Source organism: Sphingopyxis sp. TUF1 (genome assembly GCF_036687315.1).
GTDB classification, from domain to species: Bacteria; Pseudomonadota; Alphaproteobacteria; order Sphingomonadales; family Sphingomonadaceae; genus Sphingopyxis; species Sphingopyxis kveilinensis.
Genome location: NZ_CP144683.1, coordinates 314,626 through 331,064 on the forward strand (window position 1 = coordinate 314,626; position 16,439 = coordinate 331,064).

Sequence of the window (16,439 nt, forward strand, 5' to 3'; positions counted from 1 at the left end):
AGCTCGCAGCGCGAAGTTCCCGCTATCGTTTCGCTAGCCGATCTTCGAGGTCGAGCGCATTGCCGAGCGCCGCAGACGACGCCGTATTGTCGAAGATGCACCAGCTCGCGTCGGCCGGGCCACTTGCGAGATGCGCGGCATATCGATCGAGCGCTTCGGCGCTGTAGCGCGAGCGATATATCTGCGGCGAGCCGTGCAGGCGCCAGTATTCCAGCCCCTGCCATCCCCCGGGAAGGCCGGCCGCGGAAACAGGGGATGGATCGGCCGCAACGCGGGCAATCTTCTTGCGAGCGAGCAGTTTGTCGGCCGCCGGTTCGAACCAGCTCCGATGTCTGGGCTCGCAGGCGATGCTCGCGGGCGTCGCAGCGCCAAGCGCATCGAAAAAGGACTCCGCCGTATCGGCGTCGTAGACAAGCGTCGGCGGCAGCTGAACGAGAAACACGGCCAGTTTTTCGCCAAGGCCAGCGGTTTCGTCGATGAGCCTGGCGATCGGTTCGCGGCAGTCCCGAAGCCTGCGTTCATGCGTGATCGAACGGGGAATCTTGACAGAAAAACGGAAATCGGCCGGCACGAGTTCGGCCCAGCGAGCCCATGTCGATGGCCGGTGCGAACGATAAAAGGAAGAATTGACCTCGGCACAGGAAAGGCGCGCCGCATAGCGTTCGATCCCCATGCCATCGTGCGGGAAATCACCCGCGTAGCGGGAGGCAATGCTCCATCCCGCCGTTCCGATCCTGATCCGCATGGGCCATAAACGCTTGAGGCATGGCGTCGGTGCCATGCGCCCCCTCATTACCTTTAGCGGCAGTAAAAAGCTGATCCATGTTGGTTAAAGGCTGACGAACGACAGGGCATAGTGCTGTCTTGCGGAACCCGATTACGCCAGTGACGTTTTGATTCGGTTCGAACCGAGGGGGCTGGATGCTGCGCGTAATACGAAAGACTGCGAGCGATACCGCATTCCTCGAGAACGGCGGCGAGATGGGCCGCCTGATTGCCGACCATAACTGGTCCGCGACGCCGATCGGCGCGATTGTCGATTGGCCACAAAGCCTGCGCGCTATCGTCGCTTTCATGATTCATTCCCCTGTCCCTCTCGTCCTTTTGTGGGGCGAGGAAGGGACGATGCTCTACAATGACGGCTATTCCGCCTTCGCCGCGCACAACCACCCTCGCCTGCTCGGATCGCCGGTGCGCCTTGGCTGGCCGGAGGTCGCCGATTTCAACGACAATGTGATGAAGGTCGGCCTCGCCGGCGGGACGCTGGCGTACAAGAATCATGTCCTTCGGCTCAATCGAACCGGCCGCTTCGAGGATGTGTGGCTCGACCTCGATTATTCGCCCGTCTATGACGATCATGGCGTCCCCGCGGGCGTGCTCGCGATCGTCATCGAGACGACGGAGGCGGTCAAGGCAACCAACGCGCTGCGCGCGAGCGAGGCGCGCCTGCGGTTCCTTGACGAGCTCGGCCGCGCGACAGCCGCCAGTCCCGACGCCGACGAAATTCTTCGCGTCACCACGCGCATGGTCGGCGAAGAATTGGGCGTTTCAATCTGTGCCTATGCCGGAATGGACGCCGATCAGGACGGCTTCACCATTCGGGGCGACTGGTTCGTGCCGGGCTCGCAATCGATCGTCGGCCATTATCGGCTCTCGGACTTCGGCGAGCTTGCCGTGACCAATTTGCGCGCCGGGCGGCCGCTCGTGATCAACGACAACCGCACCGAAATCCCGGCGGGGGCCGCGGCGACCTTCCGGGCGATGGGGATTGCGGCGACCATTTGCATGCCGCTTGTCAAGGACGGCCGCCTCACCGCGCTGATGGCGATCCACCATCGCGAGCCGCACCGCTGGACAAGCGAGGAACTGGCGACGATCCGTGAAGTCACCGACCGGAGTTGGGCGCACATCGAACGCGTCGGCATCGACGCCGAACTTCGCGCGACGGCCGAGCGGCTACGCGAGCTCAATGAAACGCTCGAGCATCGCGTCGAAGAACGCTCGGCAGCGCTCGAACGCAGCCAGACCCAGTTCCGCCTGCTCGTCCAGGGTGTGACCGATTATGCGATCTACATGCTCGACGACGTCGGCCGCGTCACCAGCTGGAACGCCGGCGCCGAGCGTATCAAGGGTTATACCCCCGACGAGATTATCGGCCATCATTTCTCCTCCTTTTACGAGGAACAGGATCGCGCGGCGGGCGAGCCGCAGCGGGCGCTTGAAACGGCGCGGCGGGAGGGACGCTTCGCCGCCGAGGGCTGGCGCGTTCGCAAGGATGGCACGCGCTTTCGTGCAAGCGTGGTGATCGACGCCATCCATGACGACGCCGGCAACCCCATCGGCTTTGCGAAGATTACGCGCGACGTTACCGAACGCGACGAAGCGCTGCAGGAACTTGAAATCGCGCGCGAAGCGCTGTTTCAGTCGCAAAAGATGGAAGCGATCGGCCAGCTGACCGGCGGCGTTGCGCACGACTTCAACAACCTGCTCGCGGCAATTCACGGCAGCCTCGAACTGCTGCGCAAGCGCACCGGCGCCGATCCGCAGGCGCAGCGGCTGCTCGACAACAGCCTGAAGGCCGCGGAAAGGGGTGCAGCGCTCACGCAGCGCATGCTGGCCTTCGCGCGCCGGCAGGAACTGACGACCGAACATGTCGCAATCGAACCGCTGGTTTCCGGCGTCATGGATCTGATCCAGCGCTCGCTTGGGCCAAGCTTCAATATCGCGACACGCTTTCCACCCGACCTTCCTGCGGTCGCAGCCGATATCCACCAACTCGAAATGGCGCTGCTCAATCTCGCGGTCAACGCCCGCGATGCGATGCCCGGCGGCGGGACGATCATGATCGAGGCCGAAGCCCATAACATCGCGCCGGGCGAGGGTCCCGAACTGCAGCCCGGTTCCTATGTACGGTTGTCGGTCACCGATCGGGGCAGCGGAATGGACGCGGAAACGCTCGGCCGTGCGGCCGATCCCTTTTTCACGACGAAAGGCGTGGGTAAGGGAACCGGCCTTGGCCTGTCGATGGTTCATGGCTTCACGCGCCAACTCGGCGGAGCGCTTCAGCTCGAAAGCGCGCCTGGCGAGGGAACGCGGGCGCATATATGGTTGCCGGTCAGCGCCGCCGCCTCCACCGTTGCTGCGGCCGAGGCAGATGCCGCGCCGGCCGATCTGGCGCGGCGACGCCGCATCCTGATCGTCGATGACGATGCAATCATCCTGATGAACACCGCGGCGCTGCTCGAAGACCTGGGCCATGACGTCATCGAAGCCGGATCGGGCGAGGAGGCCCTGAAACGTCTTGCCGACAATCCGGATGTCGACCTGGTCATCACCGACCAGGCGATGCCGGGCATGACCGGCAGCCAATTGATCGCCGCGATGCGCGCCGAACGCCCCGCACTGCCCATCATCCTCGCAACCGGCTATGGCGAGACGCCGGGCGAGGCCGGCCCTGCGGTGCAGCGGCTTGGCAAGCCGTTCGGACAGCAGGACCTTCAGCGCGCGGTCGCGGCGGCGGGGGGCTGATGCGCCGACCGAAGGCGCAAAATGGAGCTACTACGCGCCATCATCCTCGTTGCGATGCAGATATATGTCCGAATAGTGCGAGATATCCCGCAGCCGGGCAAGGTCGCTAATCCAAAGCTTGCGGCCGCTGCGTCCGATCGCCCCCTTCGTCTCGAGGAGCTTCAGCATCCGGTTGATATGGACCGGCGTCAGCCCGAGAAGATCGGCAAGCTGCTCCTGCGTCAGCGGCACGGTGAACTGGGCGACGGGCGGCCCGATCTCCCCCAGACGGTAAAAAAGCTCGCACAACAGGTGTGCGAGCCGGGCCTCGGCATTACGCCGACCGATGTTGAGCAACCATTCGCGCGCGATCGACCCTTCGAGTATGGTGTCGACCAGGATCGCGCGCGCGACGGCAGGACGCGCGATGGCCAAAGACTCAATTTGGCGGAGGGGAATGAGTGCCAGCGTGGCAGGGGTCAGCGCCCGGATATCGTGATCGGCGCGGTGGAGATAGACCGACTGGAAATCAAGTGCATCGCCGGGCACTTTGAGCGCGACGATCTGGCGGCCTCCATTGGCCGCGACCTTGTAGCGATAAACGAAACCGTCGAGGAGCACCGGACACACATCGGCCCGGTCGCCCTCGTGCAAAATTCGGGTATCCGCCTCGACGCGGCGAATCTTGTGCGCAAGTTCGGCAAGCGCCGTCTGATCGTGCGTCGACAGCCGGGTGCGAATGAGCAGCTTGCGCACGAAGATGCTGAGCGGACCCAGGTTCATCTTGCGGGCGTGATAGTCCATCCATCCGGTGTCAGAGGCACTGCTCATACGATTCTCCAAGGCCAACGCGTTGGAATAACAGCGTCGGCCGCCTATTGTTCCGTTTCGATGCGACCGGGCCATCAAGCTGAGCAACGGTGACGCATCCTGCGCGTTTGGTCTGCGGGGGAGGCATTAGTCAGGATTGCCGATGCCCCGAATTCTCTTGCTGCTGACGTCCCTCCTCGCGATAGCAACCGCGACGTTGATCCTCCAATCGTGCACGAAGGAGCCGCAGGCGCTTGCCGCGCCCGTGGGCGACAGCCGCGATATCGTCGTCCTCTCCGACGGTGGGACGATGGTTGCGCGTCCGGGCACGCAAGATCGCGCGATGGCGGAATGGATTGCAGACGCGAAGAACGGGGAAGCGGGATTTGCGGTCGGCGACAAAATGTTTGTTCGGGGCAGTAACCGAATGACGGCGGAAGGGCTTGGAGATGCCGCGACGCTCGCGACAATCTTGCGGGCGACGCCCGACGCGCGGATCGCCATCATCGGACTAAATGAAGATGCGAACCGAGAGGCGGGGACGAGCGGCCTCGCGGATAAGCGTGCGCGCGCGCTCGCCACCTTCCTGAACGAACGCGGGCTCCCTGACGATCGCTGGCATATCGCGCCGCAGGCCGGCGAGCCGGCGCAGCACGGACAGCTTCGGCTTTTCGCCAGGCGCGGCAGCGCGCTCGAGCCATTCGAAACCGCATCGCGATAAGCGCAGGAGCGAGCGCGCCGCACCTCCGATCATCGGCCGCCGCGTTAGACCGACATGTGTCCGGTCGAATAGCAGTGGTTGTGCGGCGCGATCATAATCGTCCTAACGCAGGTTAGGATTGCGGAAAATTCCGCAACTTCACGACTTTTCGCCGGTTGACCTTATGCCCCCTCGCCGCGGCGCTCGCCTCTCGCGCGCGCCGCGGCATCCTCTTGCCGGTGAGATAAAATGGCTCGAACTGCTCCTTCGAAAACTGCAAAATCGACCGCCAAGCGCGCCAAGCCGCTTAACCCCGCAGAAATGGCCGGCGCAGATATGTCCGGCGAAAGCCCGGCCAAGGCGCCCTCCATCCCGGGCGATGCACCTGTCAGCATGTCCTTCGGCGAGCCCCAGGGCGATGGCGGCGAAACACACCAGGCCGTTCAAGCCGGCGCCGAGACGCTCACGACTCAGCAGGGCATTCCCGTATCGGATGACCAGAACAGCCTAAAACAAGGCGCGCGTGGTCCGACCTTGCTCGAGGATTTCCACTTTCGCGAAAAAATCTTCCATTTCGATCACGAGCGCATTCCCGAGCGGGTGGTCCATGCGCGCGGTTATGGCGCGCACGGCTATTTCGAGCTGACCGACAGTCTCGCCGAATATAGCCGTGCCGACATCTTCCAGCGGGTCGGCGAGCGGACGCCGGCATTTGTTCGCTTCTCGACCGTCGCCGGATCAAAGGGCAGTTTCGACCTTGCGCGCGATGTGCGCGGCTTCGCGGTCAAACTTTATACGAAAGAAGGGAACTGGGATCTCGTCGGAAACAATATCCCGGTCTTCTTCATCCAGGATGCGATGAAATTTCCCGATCTCGTCCACTCGGTGAAGCCCGAGCCCGATCGTGCCTTCCCGCAGGCGGCCTCGGCGCACGACAATTTCTGGGATTTTATCAGCCTGATGCCCGAAAGTTTCCACATGATCATGTGGGCGATGTCCGACCGGGCCATTCCGCGCTCCTACCGGACGATGGAGGGCTTTGGCGTTCACACATTTCGTCTCGTCAATTCCGAGGGCAAATCGGTCTTCGTCAAATTCCACTGGAAGCCAAAGCAAGGGTTGCAGTCGGTGGTGTGGAACGAAGCGGTCAAGATCAATGGCGCCGATCCCGATTTCCACCGCCGCGACCTGTGGGACGCGATCAACGGCGGCGATTTTCCGGAGTGGGAGCTCGGCGTCCAGATTTTCGATGATGAATTCGCCGATGGGTTCGATTTCGACGTGCTCGATGCGACGAAGCTCATACCCGAAGAGCTCGTCCCGGTGCGCATCATCGGGAGGCTGGTACTCGACCGTGTCGTCGACAACTTCTTCGCGGAAACCGAACAGGTTGCCTTTTGCACCCAAAATGTTCCGCCGGGGATCGATTTTTCGAATGACCCGCTGCTGCAGGGGCGGAATTTCTCCTATCTCGACACCCAGATCAAAAGGCTTGGCGGTCCTAACTTCACCCATATTCCGATCAATGCGCCGAAATGCCCGATGGCGCATTTCCAGCAGGACGGACATATGGCGATGCGCAACCCCGTCGGCCGCGCAAATTACGAGCCGAACAGCTGGGGCCCGAGCGAAGGCGGACCGCGCGAGGATCCCGCCCGCGGTTTTACGAGCTTCGCCGAGACCGCCGAGGGCCCCAAAAGGCGCGTGCGATCCGAGAGTTTTGCCGATCATTACAGCCAGGCGCGCCAGTTTTTCGTCAGCCAGACGCCGATCGAGCAAAAGCATATCGCCGACGCGCTCGTCTTCGAACTATCGAAGGTCGAGCGCCCCGATATTCGGTCCCGAACCGTATCGCATCTTCGGAACATCGACGAGACCCTCGCGGCGACGGTTGCCGATGGTCTCGGTCTCGCCCTGCCCGAAGCCGCGCCCGCCGCGCGCGATCCGATCGCCGATCTGCCGCCCTCGGAAGCGCTTAGCATCGTCAAGAATGGCCCCGGGAATTTCAAAGGCCGCAAACTTGGCATATTGATGAGCGACGGCGCCGACGCAGCGCTGTTCAACGCGCTCGTCAAAGCCGTGCACAAGGAGGGGGCCGTTTATGAGGTGGTTTCACCGAAGATTGGCGGGGTGACGCTCACCGACGGGACCAAGGTTGCGGGTCGCCACAAGATCGACGGCGGTCCTTCCGTTCTGTTCGACGCGGTCGCGATCCTTGTTTCTGAAGAAGGAGCTGCCGAGCTGGCGGCCGACCCCGCGGCGAATGATTTCGCGACCGATGCTTTCGCACATTGCAAATTCATCGCCTATAATTCCGCGGCCGAGGCGATCTTCGAGGCGGCGGGGATAGCCGGGGATCTCGACGATGCCTGCATCCCCATTGCAAAGGCAGGCGATGCCGGATCGTTCATCGAAGCGTGCCGTGCATTGCGGCACTGGCCGCGCGAGCTGGCCCTTGACCTCGACGCAAAGCCGCGGACAGGGCGGAGGCCAAAATAACCTTCTTTCAAGCATTTATTAGAGACGGAGGAACCAAAGTTTAACCGTCTCAATATTTTCGGTCAGTCACCAGCCGGAACATTGCGCGGAGCGGTGGATTATCAGTTGATGGATATGCGCACAGGTCCGATGGCCGAAGCGGCCGTTTCCCCGCGACGGGTTTTTCTACCCGGTCGCTGGGGGCGCGCAGCATGGACACCGGAATGGCTTCGGAAACGGCCGCGTCCCGTCCGGATCGTGGTTCGCACGATCGCCATCATCCTGCTGACGCTGTTCACGATATGGCTGATTCTCTTCATCACCAAGGGCCGCTTCCTCAAAGGGCCATTCGAGAGGATCACGACCTCACAGCTTGAACGCCAGATCGATGTCGGCGGCGACTTCCAACTTTATTTTGCACCCTTCAACATAAAATTCCTTGCCGAGGATCTTCGCATTGCGAATCCGCGATGGGCGAAGGAGAGACAGTTTTTCGTCGCGAAGAAGATCGATACGCGGATCGCTACCTTCCCGCTGATTTTCGGCAAGCGCATTGTCCGGTTCGCCCATCTCGACGGCGCAAAGGTCGCGCTTGAATGGGATACGAACAACAAACGCAACAGCTGGACCTTCGGCGATCCCGACCGCCCGCCGCAGCCGCTCGAGCTTCCCGTTATCCGCCGCGCCGCGATCATGAACAGTGGCCTGTCCTACCGCGACCCTCGCCTCAAGCTGTTCGCCGATATCGACTTCGACACGGTGAAATCACGCAACACTACGATCGAAGATGCGATCCGTTTCGCAGGCGGCGGGACGATGCGCGGCCAGCGGTTCACGCTGTCGGGCGGCCTCACCTCGCCCAACGAGACGATTGCCGGCGGCAAGAATGCGCTGACGCTGCACGCCGTCGGCCTTGGCAACACGCTCGACATTTCGGGGACGCTGCCCGGCCCCACCGACATCGAAGGCGCCGACCTTCAGCTAAAGGCGCGCGGCGCCAATCTGTCGCGCCTCTTCGACTTCCTCGGTGTCGCCATCCCCGACACCCGTGCCTATCGCCTCTCCTCAGGGCTGACCTACGAAGACCAGGTCTGGAAGCTCACCGGACTCAAGGGGCTGTTCGGCGACAGCGACCTTGCCGGCTCGCTCGCGGTGAGCCAGCAGGGCGGGCGCCTTTACCTTGAAGCCGATCTCAAAACGAATTCGCTCAACATCATCGATGCGGGGCCGTTCGTCGGATACGATCCCCAACGCCTCGACAAGATGGGAACGTCGGGCACGGTCACGAGCGAAAGCGGACGGCCGCGGATCCTTCCCGACGCGCCGCTCCGCGTCGAGGCAATCAAGCGCTTCGATGCCGATGTGCGTTACCGCGTCGCCAGGGTGCGCGCCGAGAGTTTCCCGATCAGCAACGTCGATCTGACGCTCGCACTCGAGAAGGGGCTGATGGAGCTCAAGCCCTTCAACTTTGCTGTCGCCGGCGGCACCGTCAAAAGCGATATCTCGATTGACAGCCGCCCCGCCATCGTTCGCACCGAATATGACATTCGCTTGTCGCCGACCAAGCTCGGCACGTTGCTGGCACGCTTCGGGACCGAGAAGTCGGGGACGACCGGTACGGTCAGCGGCCGTATCCAAATGGTGGGATTCGGCGAGAGCGTGCGCGAAAGCCTTGCGACCTCGAACGGCCGGATCGCCTTCGTCCTGCCGCAGGGCACCTTCTGGACACGCAACATCCAACTGGCCGAACTCGATATCGGCACCTTCGTGCAGAAGATGTTTCAGGACAAATTGAAGAAGCCGGTCGAGATCAATTGCGGACTCATCGCTTTCACCGTCCGCGGCGGTATTGCGGCAGCCGACCCGATCCTCATCGATACCAAGAAGAATGTCATGCTCGGGCGCGGCGGCTTCTCGTTCCGCAGCGAGGCGATCGACATGGCGGTCCGCGCCGACGGCAAGACATTCAGCCTCTTCTCTGGCCAGTCGCCGGTGGGCGTCGGCGGCTATTTCGCATCGCCGAAGATTGATCCGATCAGCGACGAGCTTGTCGGACGCGCGGGCGCGGGCCTTGGCCTTGGCGTATTTGCGAGTCCGGTTGCCGCGATTATCCCGTTCATCGATCCCGGCGACGCGAAAGCCGCGCAATGCGGACCGGTACTCGCCGGGGCGACTGCCGCGGCACAGCGCACGACCAAGGGCAAACCGCGCGACGACGTCGGCAACGGTACGACCGCCAAGTCGGAGGACGGCAAGCAAAGCACCGAGGGCCAGAAAAAGCAGCGGAAGAAATTCCTCGGGATCTTCTGAACCGCCGCCTCGTGCTAGGTGGAGGCAACTTGTCCGATCGTCTGGCGTTGATGAACCTCATCCTCCTGAAAGGACAGACTATGCGCACGATCTTTCTGCTCACGTCGGCAGCCCTGTTGGTTTCCGCCTGTTCCGACGCAAGCGAGAAGGCTGAAGACAAGATGGAACGCGCCGCCGAAACCAGTGCGACGGTCGCAGGCCCCGTTCCCGCAGCGCTCGGCCTCACCGAAGCGCAGCTGCTCGATGCCGACATCGTCGATGCGCAGGGCAAAGAGCTCGGCGATGTGGCGCAGGTTCTGCGCGATGCGGACGACAAGGTTGATCGCCTGCTCGTCGAACTCGACGGAATCGGACCGGACCGCTATGTCCATGTTCCGATAACCGGCCTCAAAAAAGTGGTGCGCGGCGACGACACCGATCTTCAGACGAGCATGACCAAGTCGGACCTCGAGGCGCTTCCCGAGGTCAAACTGGCGGCGCCATGAAGGCGACAAAATTTTTCCAACGATGGGCTGCAATCAATGGAACAAAATCCGATCCCGCGTGTTTCATGAATCTGTCCAATCGAAAGAATGGCAGAATTTGATCGGCATCTTCGGATGCGATCTAGGGAAGCCCCGCTGCAGAGATGCAGCGGGGCTTACTTATTTGGGCGCAGCGGCCCTAGACCTCTTCATAAGTGGTAACCGATGGCAGCGAGGAAATCCGCCGCCTTGCCGCTATGCTTTAGCGCAGCGCGTCCGCGATCTCGCCAAGGCTATGGAAAGCTGCGTCATGCTGACCGGCGAGCCAACTTAGCAATCGCTCCAGCGCACCGATCCGATACGGCAGGCCCATCACATAGGGCGCCAGGTTCAACGGCAACATGCGACCGGAGCTAAACGCCGACGCTTCGCCTTGGAGCAGCGTGAATGCGTCCATCATCTGCTCGATATAAGAATCGGCGGACTGCTGCTGCACGGTTATGATCTGTCTGTCCGAAAGCTCGTGGTTGACCGGTACGTTGACGATGACGCCTGCGTCGGTTTGGAAGCGATAAGGCAATTCGTCGTTCACCCAATCGGCCATATAGGCCAACCCCGCCTCGGCGAGCAGGCGCGGGGTGTTGAACGATTGCGAGCGTGCAATCGACATCCACCCGCGCGGCCGCGTCCCCGAGACCTGTTCCAACGCGTCGAGCGCGGCGGCGATCAGCGCGCGTTCCTCGTCCTCGGGCAGCCCGGAAGCGATCGTGCCGTTCATGTCGGTCGAATGGGCGACGATCTCGTGACCCCCAGAGAGAATATCGGCGATGATCTGCGGATAGCGTTCGGCGATCGCGCCATTGGTCGCGACCGATACCCGCGCACCCACCTTCGCGAACGCATCGAGCATCCGGTAGAAGCCGACCCGCGTGCCATATTCGCGCGCGGTATAGTGGCGATAATCGGGATAGGGTGTGACCATATGGCCCGGCGCGCGAAACGGCTTGTCTGCGGGCAGGATTGGAAACCATTCGAGATTGACGACGATCGCCACCGCGACCGCCTTGCTCGACGGCCAGGCAATCGGCGGTCGTTCGAACAGGTTGGAATAGGGATAGTGGCCGTGATCCATGCCGCGCCTGCGCAGCGGATATTCAAGATAGGCGGGGTCGAGGCTCATGCCGTCACCTGCTGCATATAATGATCGGCGATGTCGCCGCTCCGCGTAATCCAGGCGCGACCGTCGGCGGCGATGTGCTTCAAAACTTCCTCGAACGGGCCGATGCGATGCGGTTGCCCGATCAGGTAGGCGTGGAGCGGGATGCACATCACCGTGCCGCCTTCGTCGGCAAGCCGCTGATATTGGCGGATCAGCGTGTCGGCATAGTCGCGCGGCGACATGTTGTAGACGAAGAAGCCGTAGTGATCGTTGACCTCCAGGCTGTAGGGCATCGAGATCAAGCGCCCCGATTTCACATGCACCTCGCCCGGCTGGTCATCGTGATAGAGGTCGCAGGTATAGGAGAGGCCATATTCGGCGATCAGGTCCAGCGTGCGCGGCGTGTGGGTCAGCGCGGGGGCGAGCCAGCCCTTGATCGTCTGGCCGGTCGCCTCGCGCACGGTGCGGATCGAATCCTCGATCAGCGCGCGTTCTTGCGCCTCGTCCATCCCGTAGCTGTAGCGGGTGTTGTAGATGCCGTGGCTGAAAAATTCCCAGCCGCGCGCAGCGGCGTCGGCCACCACCTCCGGCAGGTGCTGGCACATCGCCACCGACAGGCTGACCGACCCCGGAAAGCCGTGCCGCGACATTGCCTCCGCCAGCCGCCAATGGCCGACGCGGTTTCCGTAATCGCGGTGGCTGTAGCCGACGACGTCCGGGTGCGGCCTGGGCCAGCTCTTGCGGTGCGGATTGGCGGGCGGGTCGAGCTCGTAGAATTCGATATTGGGCGAGACCCAGACCGCAACCTGCTTGCCATCGGGCCAGGCCAGCTTCGGGCGCCCGCGATAAGGGCGGAAATCATAGAGGCCCGGATCCTTCTCGCCCTCACGCATCGGGCTGCGCCTCGAGCCAGTCGATCACGGTCTGCACCGGTTCGACATCGGCATATTTCAGCTGGAGGTCGGTCAGGTTGGCGAAATGATAGCTTTCATGCTTATCGGCGCAGGTCTCGATCGGCACGATCGTGCGATAACCACGGCTAAGGCTGTCCACCGCGGCGGCGCGGACGCAGCCAGAGGTGGAGCCGCCGGTGATGACGAGCGTGTCAACCTTATGCCACACCAAGAGACTCTGGAGGGGGGTCTCAAAGAATGGCGAAGGCATCCGCTTGGTGTAAATCGCGTCGCCGGGGGCGATGTCGCAGCGTTCGTCGAAGGCGTGGCGGTCGCTGTCATATTTGATGTTCTGCAGGCTGTCGGGCGTGTTGGTGCGCGTGCCCCATACGCCGGCGTCGCTGGCGTCCTCGGCATAGGCAACATGGGTCCAGATTACCGGCATTCCCTTGGCGCGCGCCAGAGCCGAAATCATATTGATATGTTCGATCTGGCGCGGATCGGTTTCGTAAGCGGTCTTGTAGCGATCGATCCGCGTATAGGCATTCTGGAGATCGACGTTGACGATAGCGAGCTTGCTGCCGAAGCCGAACTTGGCGCGGGCGGGATTGGCCATCACCTCTTCGAAGATTTGTCGCGCGGTCTTGCCGTCGCTGACCATCCGCGTTCCGACGATCTCGCTCATCCGACAGTCTCCAGGCTATGGGCCGGTTTGAAGCCCAGCGGCAGTTTCGCATCCGGAAGGAAGCCGTATATTTCCTCGTCCGGCAGCGCCGCGGTGACAATCTCGCGCACCGAGAGCAGCCGGTCGATGTCGATGCCGGTGCGCAGACCCATCGCCTCGAGCATGAATACCAGATCCTCGGTCACAATGTTGCCGCTCGCGCCGGGCGCGAACGGGCATCCGCCGAGGCCGCCCAGCGACGCATCGAGCGTGGTCAGTCCGCATTCGAGCGCCGCGAGCGCATTGGCGAGCCCCAGGCCGCGCGTGTTGTGCAGATGGATGCCGGTCAGCGCATCGTCGCCGACGACGCTGCGTACTAGCCGGATGAGATGCTTCACCGCGCGCGGATCGGCATAGCCCGTTGTGTCCGACAGCCCGACCTCGTCGCAGCCTGCATCCATCAGCGTCGCGGCGAGCCGGGCAATCTGGGCGTCGGGAATCGGCCCCTCCAGCGTGCAGCCGAACGCCGTCGACAGGCTTCCTTCAAAATGTGGTCGATCGGCGGCCGGCAGCGCGCGGATCAACTTGGCGATGGCGATCGCTTCGTCGATAACCTGCTCGTGCGAGCGGCGGAGGTTGGCGAAACTGTGCGTTTCGGAGACGGAAAGCGGGAGGGTGATCTTGTGCGCACCGGCCCGGATCGCCGCTTCGGCGCCCTTGGCGTTGGGCACCAATACGGCGACCGTCAGGCCGGGAATGGTGCGGGCATGGGCAACCAGTTCGGCGGTATCGGCAAGCTGCGGGAGCAGCTTGGCGGGGACGAAGCTGCCAACCTCGATCTCGCGGACGCCAGCGGCAGCCTCTGCGTCGATCCACGCCTTTTTCGCGTCCAGCGGCATTATGGTGGCAATGCTCTGGAGTCCGTCGCGCGGACCGACCTCGCTCACCAATATGTCGATATCGCCCATCGGATCGGCCACTGATGACGCTCCATATTTGTACTATCTATATAACAAATAACTGAAGCAGATGAAATGGCAAGAGTTCCCCGCCGATTTTTTGCGGTTCAGACTTCGGCGTGGAGCGTGCTCGATTGCAGGTCGAAGCGCATCTGGTACCGATCCGCGCGATAAAAGGCCTGGGTCAGCAGCATCGGCTCGCCATCCTTGTCGCGAAACGCGCGCGTGATCCGCAGCAACGGCGCCATTGAGTCGATCTTGAGCGCGGCCGCCATCGCCGGGTCGGCGGAAACTGCCGCGATCGTCTGCGCCGCATCCCCAAATTCGCGCCCCGATTGCTGAACGAGATTGAGTATCGGAGTTTGCTTCAGGCTCTTTTCGGTAATCGTGAGGCCGAGCGGTTCGGGCACATGGGCAATCGTCAACCCCAGCGGCTCGCCATCGAGCCAGCGCAGGCGCACCGCACGCAGGACACGCGTTCCCGGTGCGACGCCGAGCAGCGAAGCGACGGGATCCTGCACCTCCTCCCGCGTCAGTTCGAGCACGGTCACCCGGGTCTTACGACCAAAGGTGACGAGCGAATCAACGGCCTTGCCGATGTCCGCCTCGATCGGCCGCACCGGGAGGTCGTAAATGACGCGCGTGCCGACGCGGCGCTTGCGTTCGACGAAATGCTGCAGTGCCAGTTCGTCCAGCGCGCGGCGCGCGGTGATCCGCGATACGCCGAAGCTGTCCGATAATTCCTGTTCGGTTGGAACAAGCGAGCCGTGCGGGCGGCTGCCCGAAACTATTTCGTCGCGGAGCTGCACGAAAATCTGATGATAAAGGGGAACCGCGGTCTTGCGATCGACGCTGGATAATTCCCTGTTGCCGCTGATCATCCAATCCCTTTCGCGCGATTAAGGCACATATATCGCCGGGCGCCCGCCGGGCATTACCGCCGTCCCTATAACTTAGCAGTTCGGCACGTGGAAAGCCGTTTGCCAAGGCAAACACGAAATATGCTATAAAGTTATAAATCTATAACAAATAACTTGCCGCCCCGCCATCGCTGCGTAATATCCCATGCGGCAGCAGCAGGGGACATGGGAATGGCGGCAACCGGCACGACAGGCGACCTTCAAGCAGCACCGGTCGGCGCTGCCGGTTGGGCTCCCATCCAGATCATGGTGGTCGCAATCTGCACCGTGATCAACATGCTTGACGGCATGGACGTGCTCATAATCTCCTACATCGCGCCCGCCATGGCGGAGGACTGGGGGGTCAGTTTCGAGGTGCTGGGGGTGATCTTCAGCGCCGGACTGGTCGGCATGATGTTGGGCTCGATCCTGATCGCCCCACTCGCCGACGGAATCGGGCGGCGCCCCGTCGTGCTCGGCGCGCTGATTGTCATCACGGTCGGCGCGTTCGGCACGGGTCTGGTGCAGACGGTCCCTGCCTTTATCGGGTTCCGCTTTCTGACCGGGCTCGGGATCGGCACTTTGCTCGCCAGCGTTGCTGCTTTGGCGAGTGAATATGCGCCGCCGGGCAAGCGCAGCGTTGCGATCGGCTTTTTCCAGGCAGGCTATCCGATCGGCGCGGTGCTGACCGGCCTCGTATCGATCTGGTCTATCCCCCAATTCGGTTGGCAAGCGACGTTACTGGGCACCGCGGTGGTCAGCGCGGTGGTGCTGCCCTTCGCTTTCATCTTTCTGCCTGAATCGCTGGACTTTCTTCAGAACCGACAGCCCGCCGGCGCGCTGGCGAAGATCAATGCCCTGCGCCTCCGCCTCCGCTTGCCGCAGCTCGACAGCCTGCCGCCGCCGCGCAGCCGCAGCGCGGTTCCCAAGCTGGGGCATCTGTTCGCGGGCGAACGGTGGAAATCGACGCTCACCCTGTGGCTGTCGATCTTTCTGGGCTATCTGGTGCTCTATTTCGTAACGAGCTGGATCCCGCGCCTGGCGTCGGAGGCCGGGCTCAGCGCAGCCAATTCGCTGTGGGCTGGATCGATCTTCAATGTCGGCGGGATTATCGGGACGACCAGCATCGGCTGGCTGGCAACCAAACGCGACATCGGCTGGCTGATCCGAAGCTATATGATGGTCGGTGCGGTGTTGCTGGTGGTGTTCAGCCAGCCGATGCCGCTGGTCGCGGTGCTGGGTGTCGCGGTCGGCATGGGCCTCGCGGTGCAGGGCGGTTTCAGCGGTTTCTATTCGCTGGCGGCGCAGATCTATCCCACCGAAATTCGCAGTTCGGGGATCGGCTGGGCGATCGGTATCGGTCGCGGCGGATCGGTTATCGGGCCGCTGCTCGGCGGTTTCCTGCTTGGACAGCAGCTGCCGCTATGGATCGTCTTCCTGTGCTTCGCCATCCCGCTCGCGCTGTCGGGCGTGCTCGCCGCGCTTGTCAATCGGCGTGCTGATCTGGCCTGAACCCGCCCTTCGCCGCATTCGAATCTTGCCGCTCAAGTCCCGGAAATGACAGGTTCAATCACTCAATCATCATAAATCTATAAC

General features: G+C 62.5%; 13 protein-coding genes. 6 read left to right on the plus strand and 7 right to left on the minus strand.

The features are described from left to right. Positions 1 to 22 precede the first annotated feature (22 nt). A complete protein-coding gene (locus tag VSX77_RS01540) occupies positions 23 to 745 on the minus strand; it encodes a DUF72 domain-containing protein (RefSeq protein WP_338425916.1) in 723 nt (240 codons plus the stop codon). Positions 746 to 921: 176 nt separating this feature from the next. On the opposite strand from VSX77_RS01540, the gene VSX77_RS01545 reads away from it, so the two are divergent. Beyond that, positions 922 to 3,528, plus strand: coding sequence for a GAF domain-containing hybrid sensor histidine kinase/response regulator (locus tag VSX77_RS01545; RefSeq protein WP_338425917.1), 2,607 nt, complete (start codon positions 922 to 924; stop codon positions 3,526 to 3,528). 30 nt (positions 3,529 to 3,558) lie between these two features. Here the strand turns inward: VSX77_RS01545 and VSX77_RS01550 are convergent, their stop codons facing one another. Further along, the gene (locus tag VSX77_RS01550) at positions 3,559 to 4,425 is read right to left on the minus strand and encodes a Crp/Fnr family transcriptional regulator (RefSeq protein ID WP_338425918.1); all 867 of its coding nucleotides are present in this window, start codon (positions 4,423 to 4,425) and stop codon (positions 3,559 to 3,561) included. Between the two features lie 55 nt (positions 4,426 to 4,480). Here VSX77_RS01550 and VSX77_RS01555 point away from each other — a divergent pair, with 55 nt between their 5' ends. The 4 genes from VSX77_RS01555 to VSX77_RS01570 all read left to right on the plus strand — a co-directional run bounded on the left by VSX77_RS01555 (position 4,481) and on the right by VSX77_RS01570 (position 10,290). After that, on the plus strand, positions 4,481 to 5,038 hold the full coding sequence (locus tag VSX77_RS01555; protein WP_338425919.1) for a hypothetical protein: 558 nt from the start codon (positions 4,481 to 4,483) through the stop codon (positions 5,036 to 5,038). Between the two features lie 372 nt (positions 5,039 to 5,410). After that, positions 5,411 to 7,516, plus strand: coding sequence for a catalase (locus tag VSX77_RS01560; protein WP_422397299.1), 2,106 nt, complete (start codon positions 5,411 to 5,413; stop codon positions 7,514 to 7,516). Between the two features lie 129 nt (positions 7,517 to 7,645). Next, positions 7,646 to 9,805, plus strand: a complete 2,160-nt coding sequence (locus VSX77_RS01565; RefSeq protein ID WP_422397300.1) for an AsmA family protein — start codon at positions 7,646 to 7,648, stop codon at positions 9,803 to 9,805. Between the two features lie 29 nt (positions 9,806 to 9,834). Continuing rightward, positions 9,835 to 10,290, plus strand: coding sequence for a PRC-barrel domain-containing protein (locus tag VSX77_RS01570; RefSeq protein WP_338425922.1), 456 nt, complete (start codon positions 9,835 to 9,837; stop codon positions 10,288 to 10,290). A 241-nt stretch (positions 10,291 to 10,531) separates the two neighbouring features. Here the strand turns inward: VSX77_RS01570 and VSX77_RS01575 are convergent, their stop codons facing one another. The 5 genes from VSX77_RS01575 to VSX77_RS01595 form a co-directional block, all read right to left on the minus strand. After that, on the minus strand, positions 10,532 to 11,449 hold the full coding sequence (locus VSX77_RS01575; protein WP_338425923.1) for a polysaccharide deacetylase family protein: 918 nt from the start codon (positions 11,447 to 11,449) through the stop codon (positions 10,532 to 10,534). After that, positions 11,446 to 12,321: a polysaccharide deacetylase family protein gene (locus tag VSX77_RS01580; protein WP_338425924.1), complete on the minus strand. Its 876-nt coding sequence runs from the start codon at positions 12,319 to 12,321 to the stop codon at positions 11,446 to 11,448. The genes VSX77_RS01575 and VSX77_RS01580 overlap by 4 nt, the downstream gene beginning before the upstream one ends. After that, entirely contained in the window at positions 12,314 to 13,006 is a 693-nt protein-coding gene (locus VSX77_RS01585) for an isochorismatase family protein (protein WP_338425925.1), read from the minus strand. The genes VSX77_RS01580 and VSX77_RS01585 overlap by 8 nt, the downstream gene beginning before the upstream one ends. Next, entirely contained in the window at positions 13,003 to 13,965 is a 963-nt protein-coding gene (locus VSX77_RS01590; protein ID WP_338425926.1) for a hydroxymethylglutaryl-CoA lyase, read from the minus strand. The genes VSX77_RS01585 and VSX77_RS01590 overlap by 4 nt, the downstream gene beginning before the upstream one ends. Before the next feature lie 86 nt (positions 13,966 to 14,051). Then, complete coding sequence (locus tag VSX77_RS01595; RefSeq protein ID WP_338425927.1) at positions 14,052 to 14,825, minus strand: GntR family transcriptional regulator; 774 nt, start codon at positions 14,823 to 14,825, stop codon at positions 14,052 to 14,054. A gap of 204 nt (positions 14,826 to 15,029) precedes the next feature. On the opposite strand from VSX77_RS01595, the gene VSX77_RS01600 reads away from it, so the two are divergent. After that, a complete protein-coding gene (locus VSX77_RS01600; RefSeq protein ID WP_338425928.1) occupies positions 15,030 to 16,355 on the plus strand; it encodes an MFS transporter in 1,326 nt (441 codons plus the stop codon). The last annotated feature ends 84 nt before the right edge of the window (positions 16,356 to 16,439 follow it).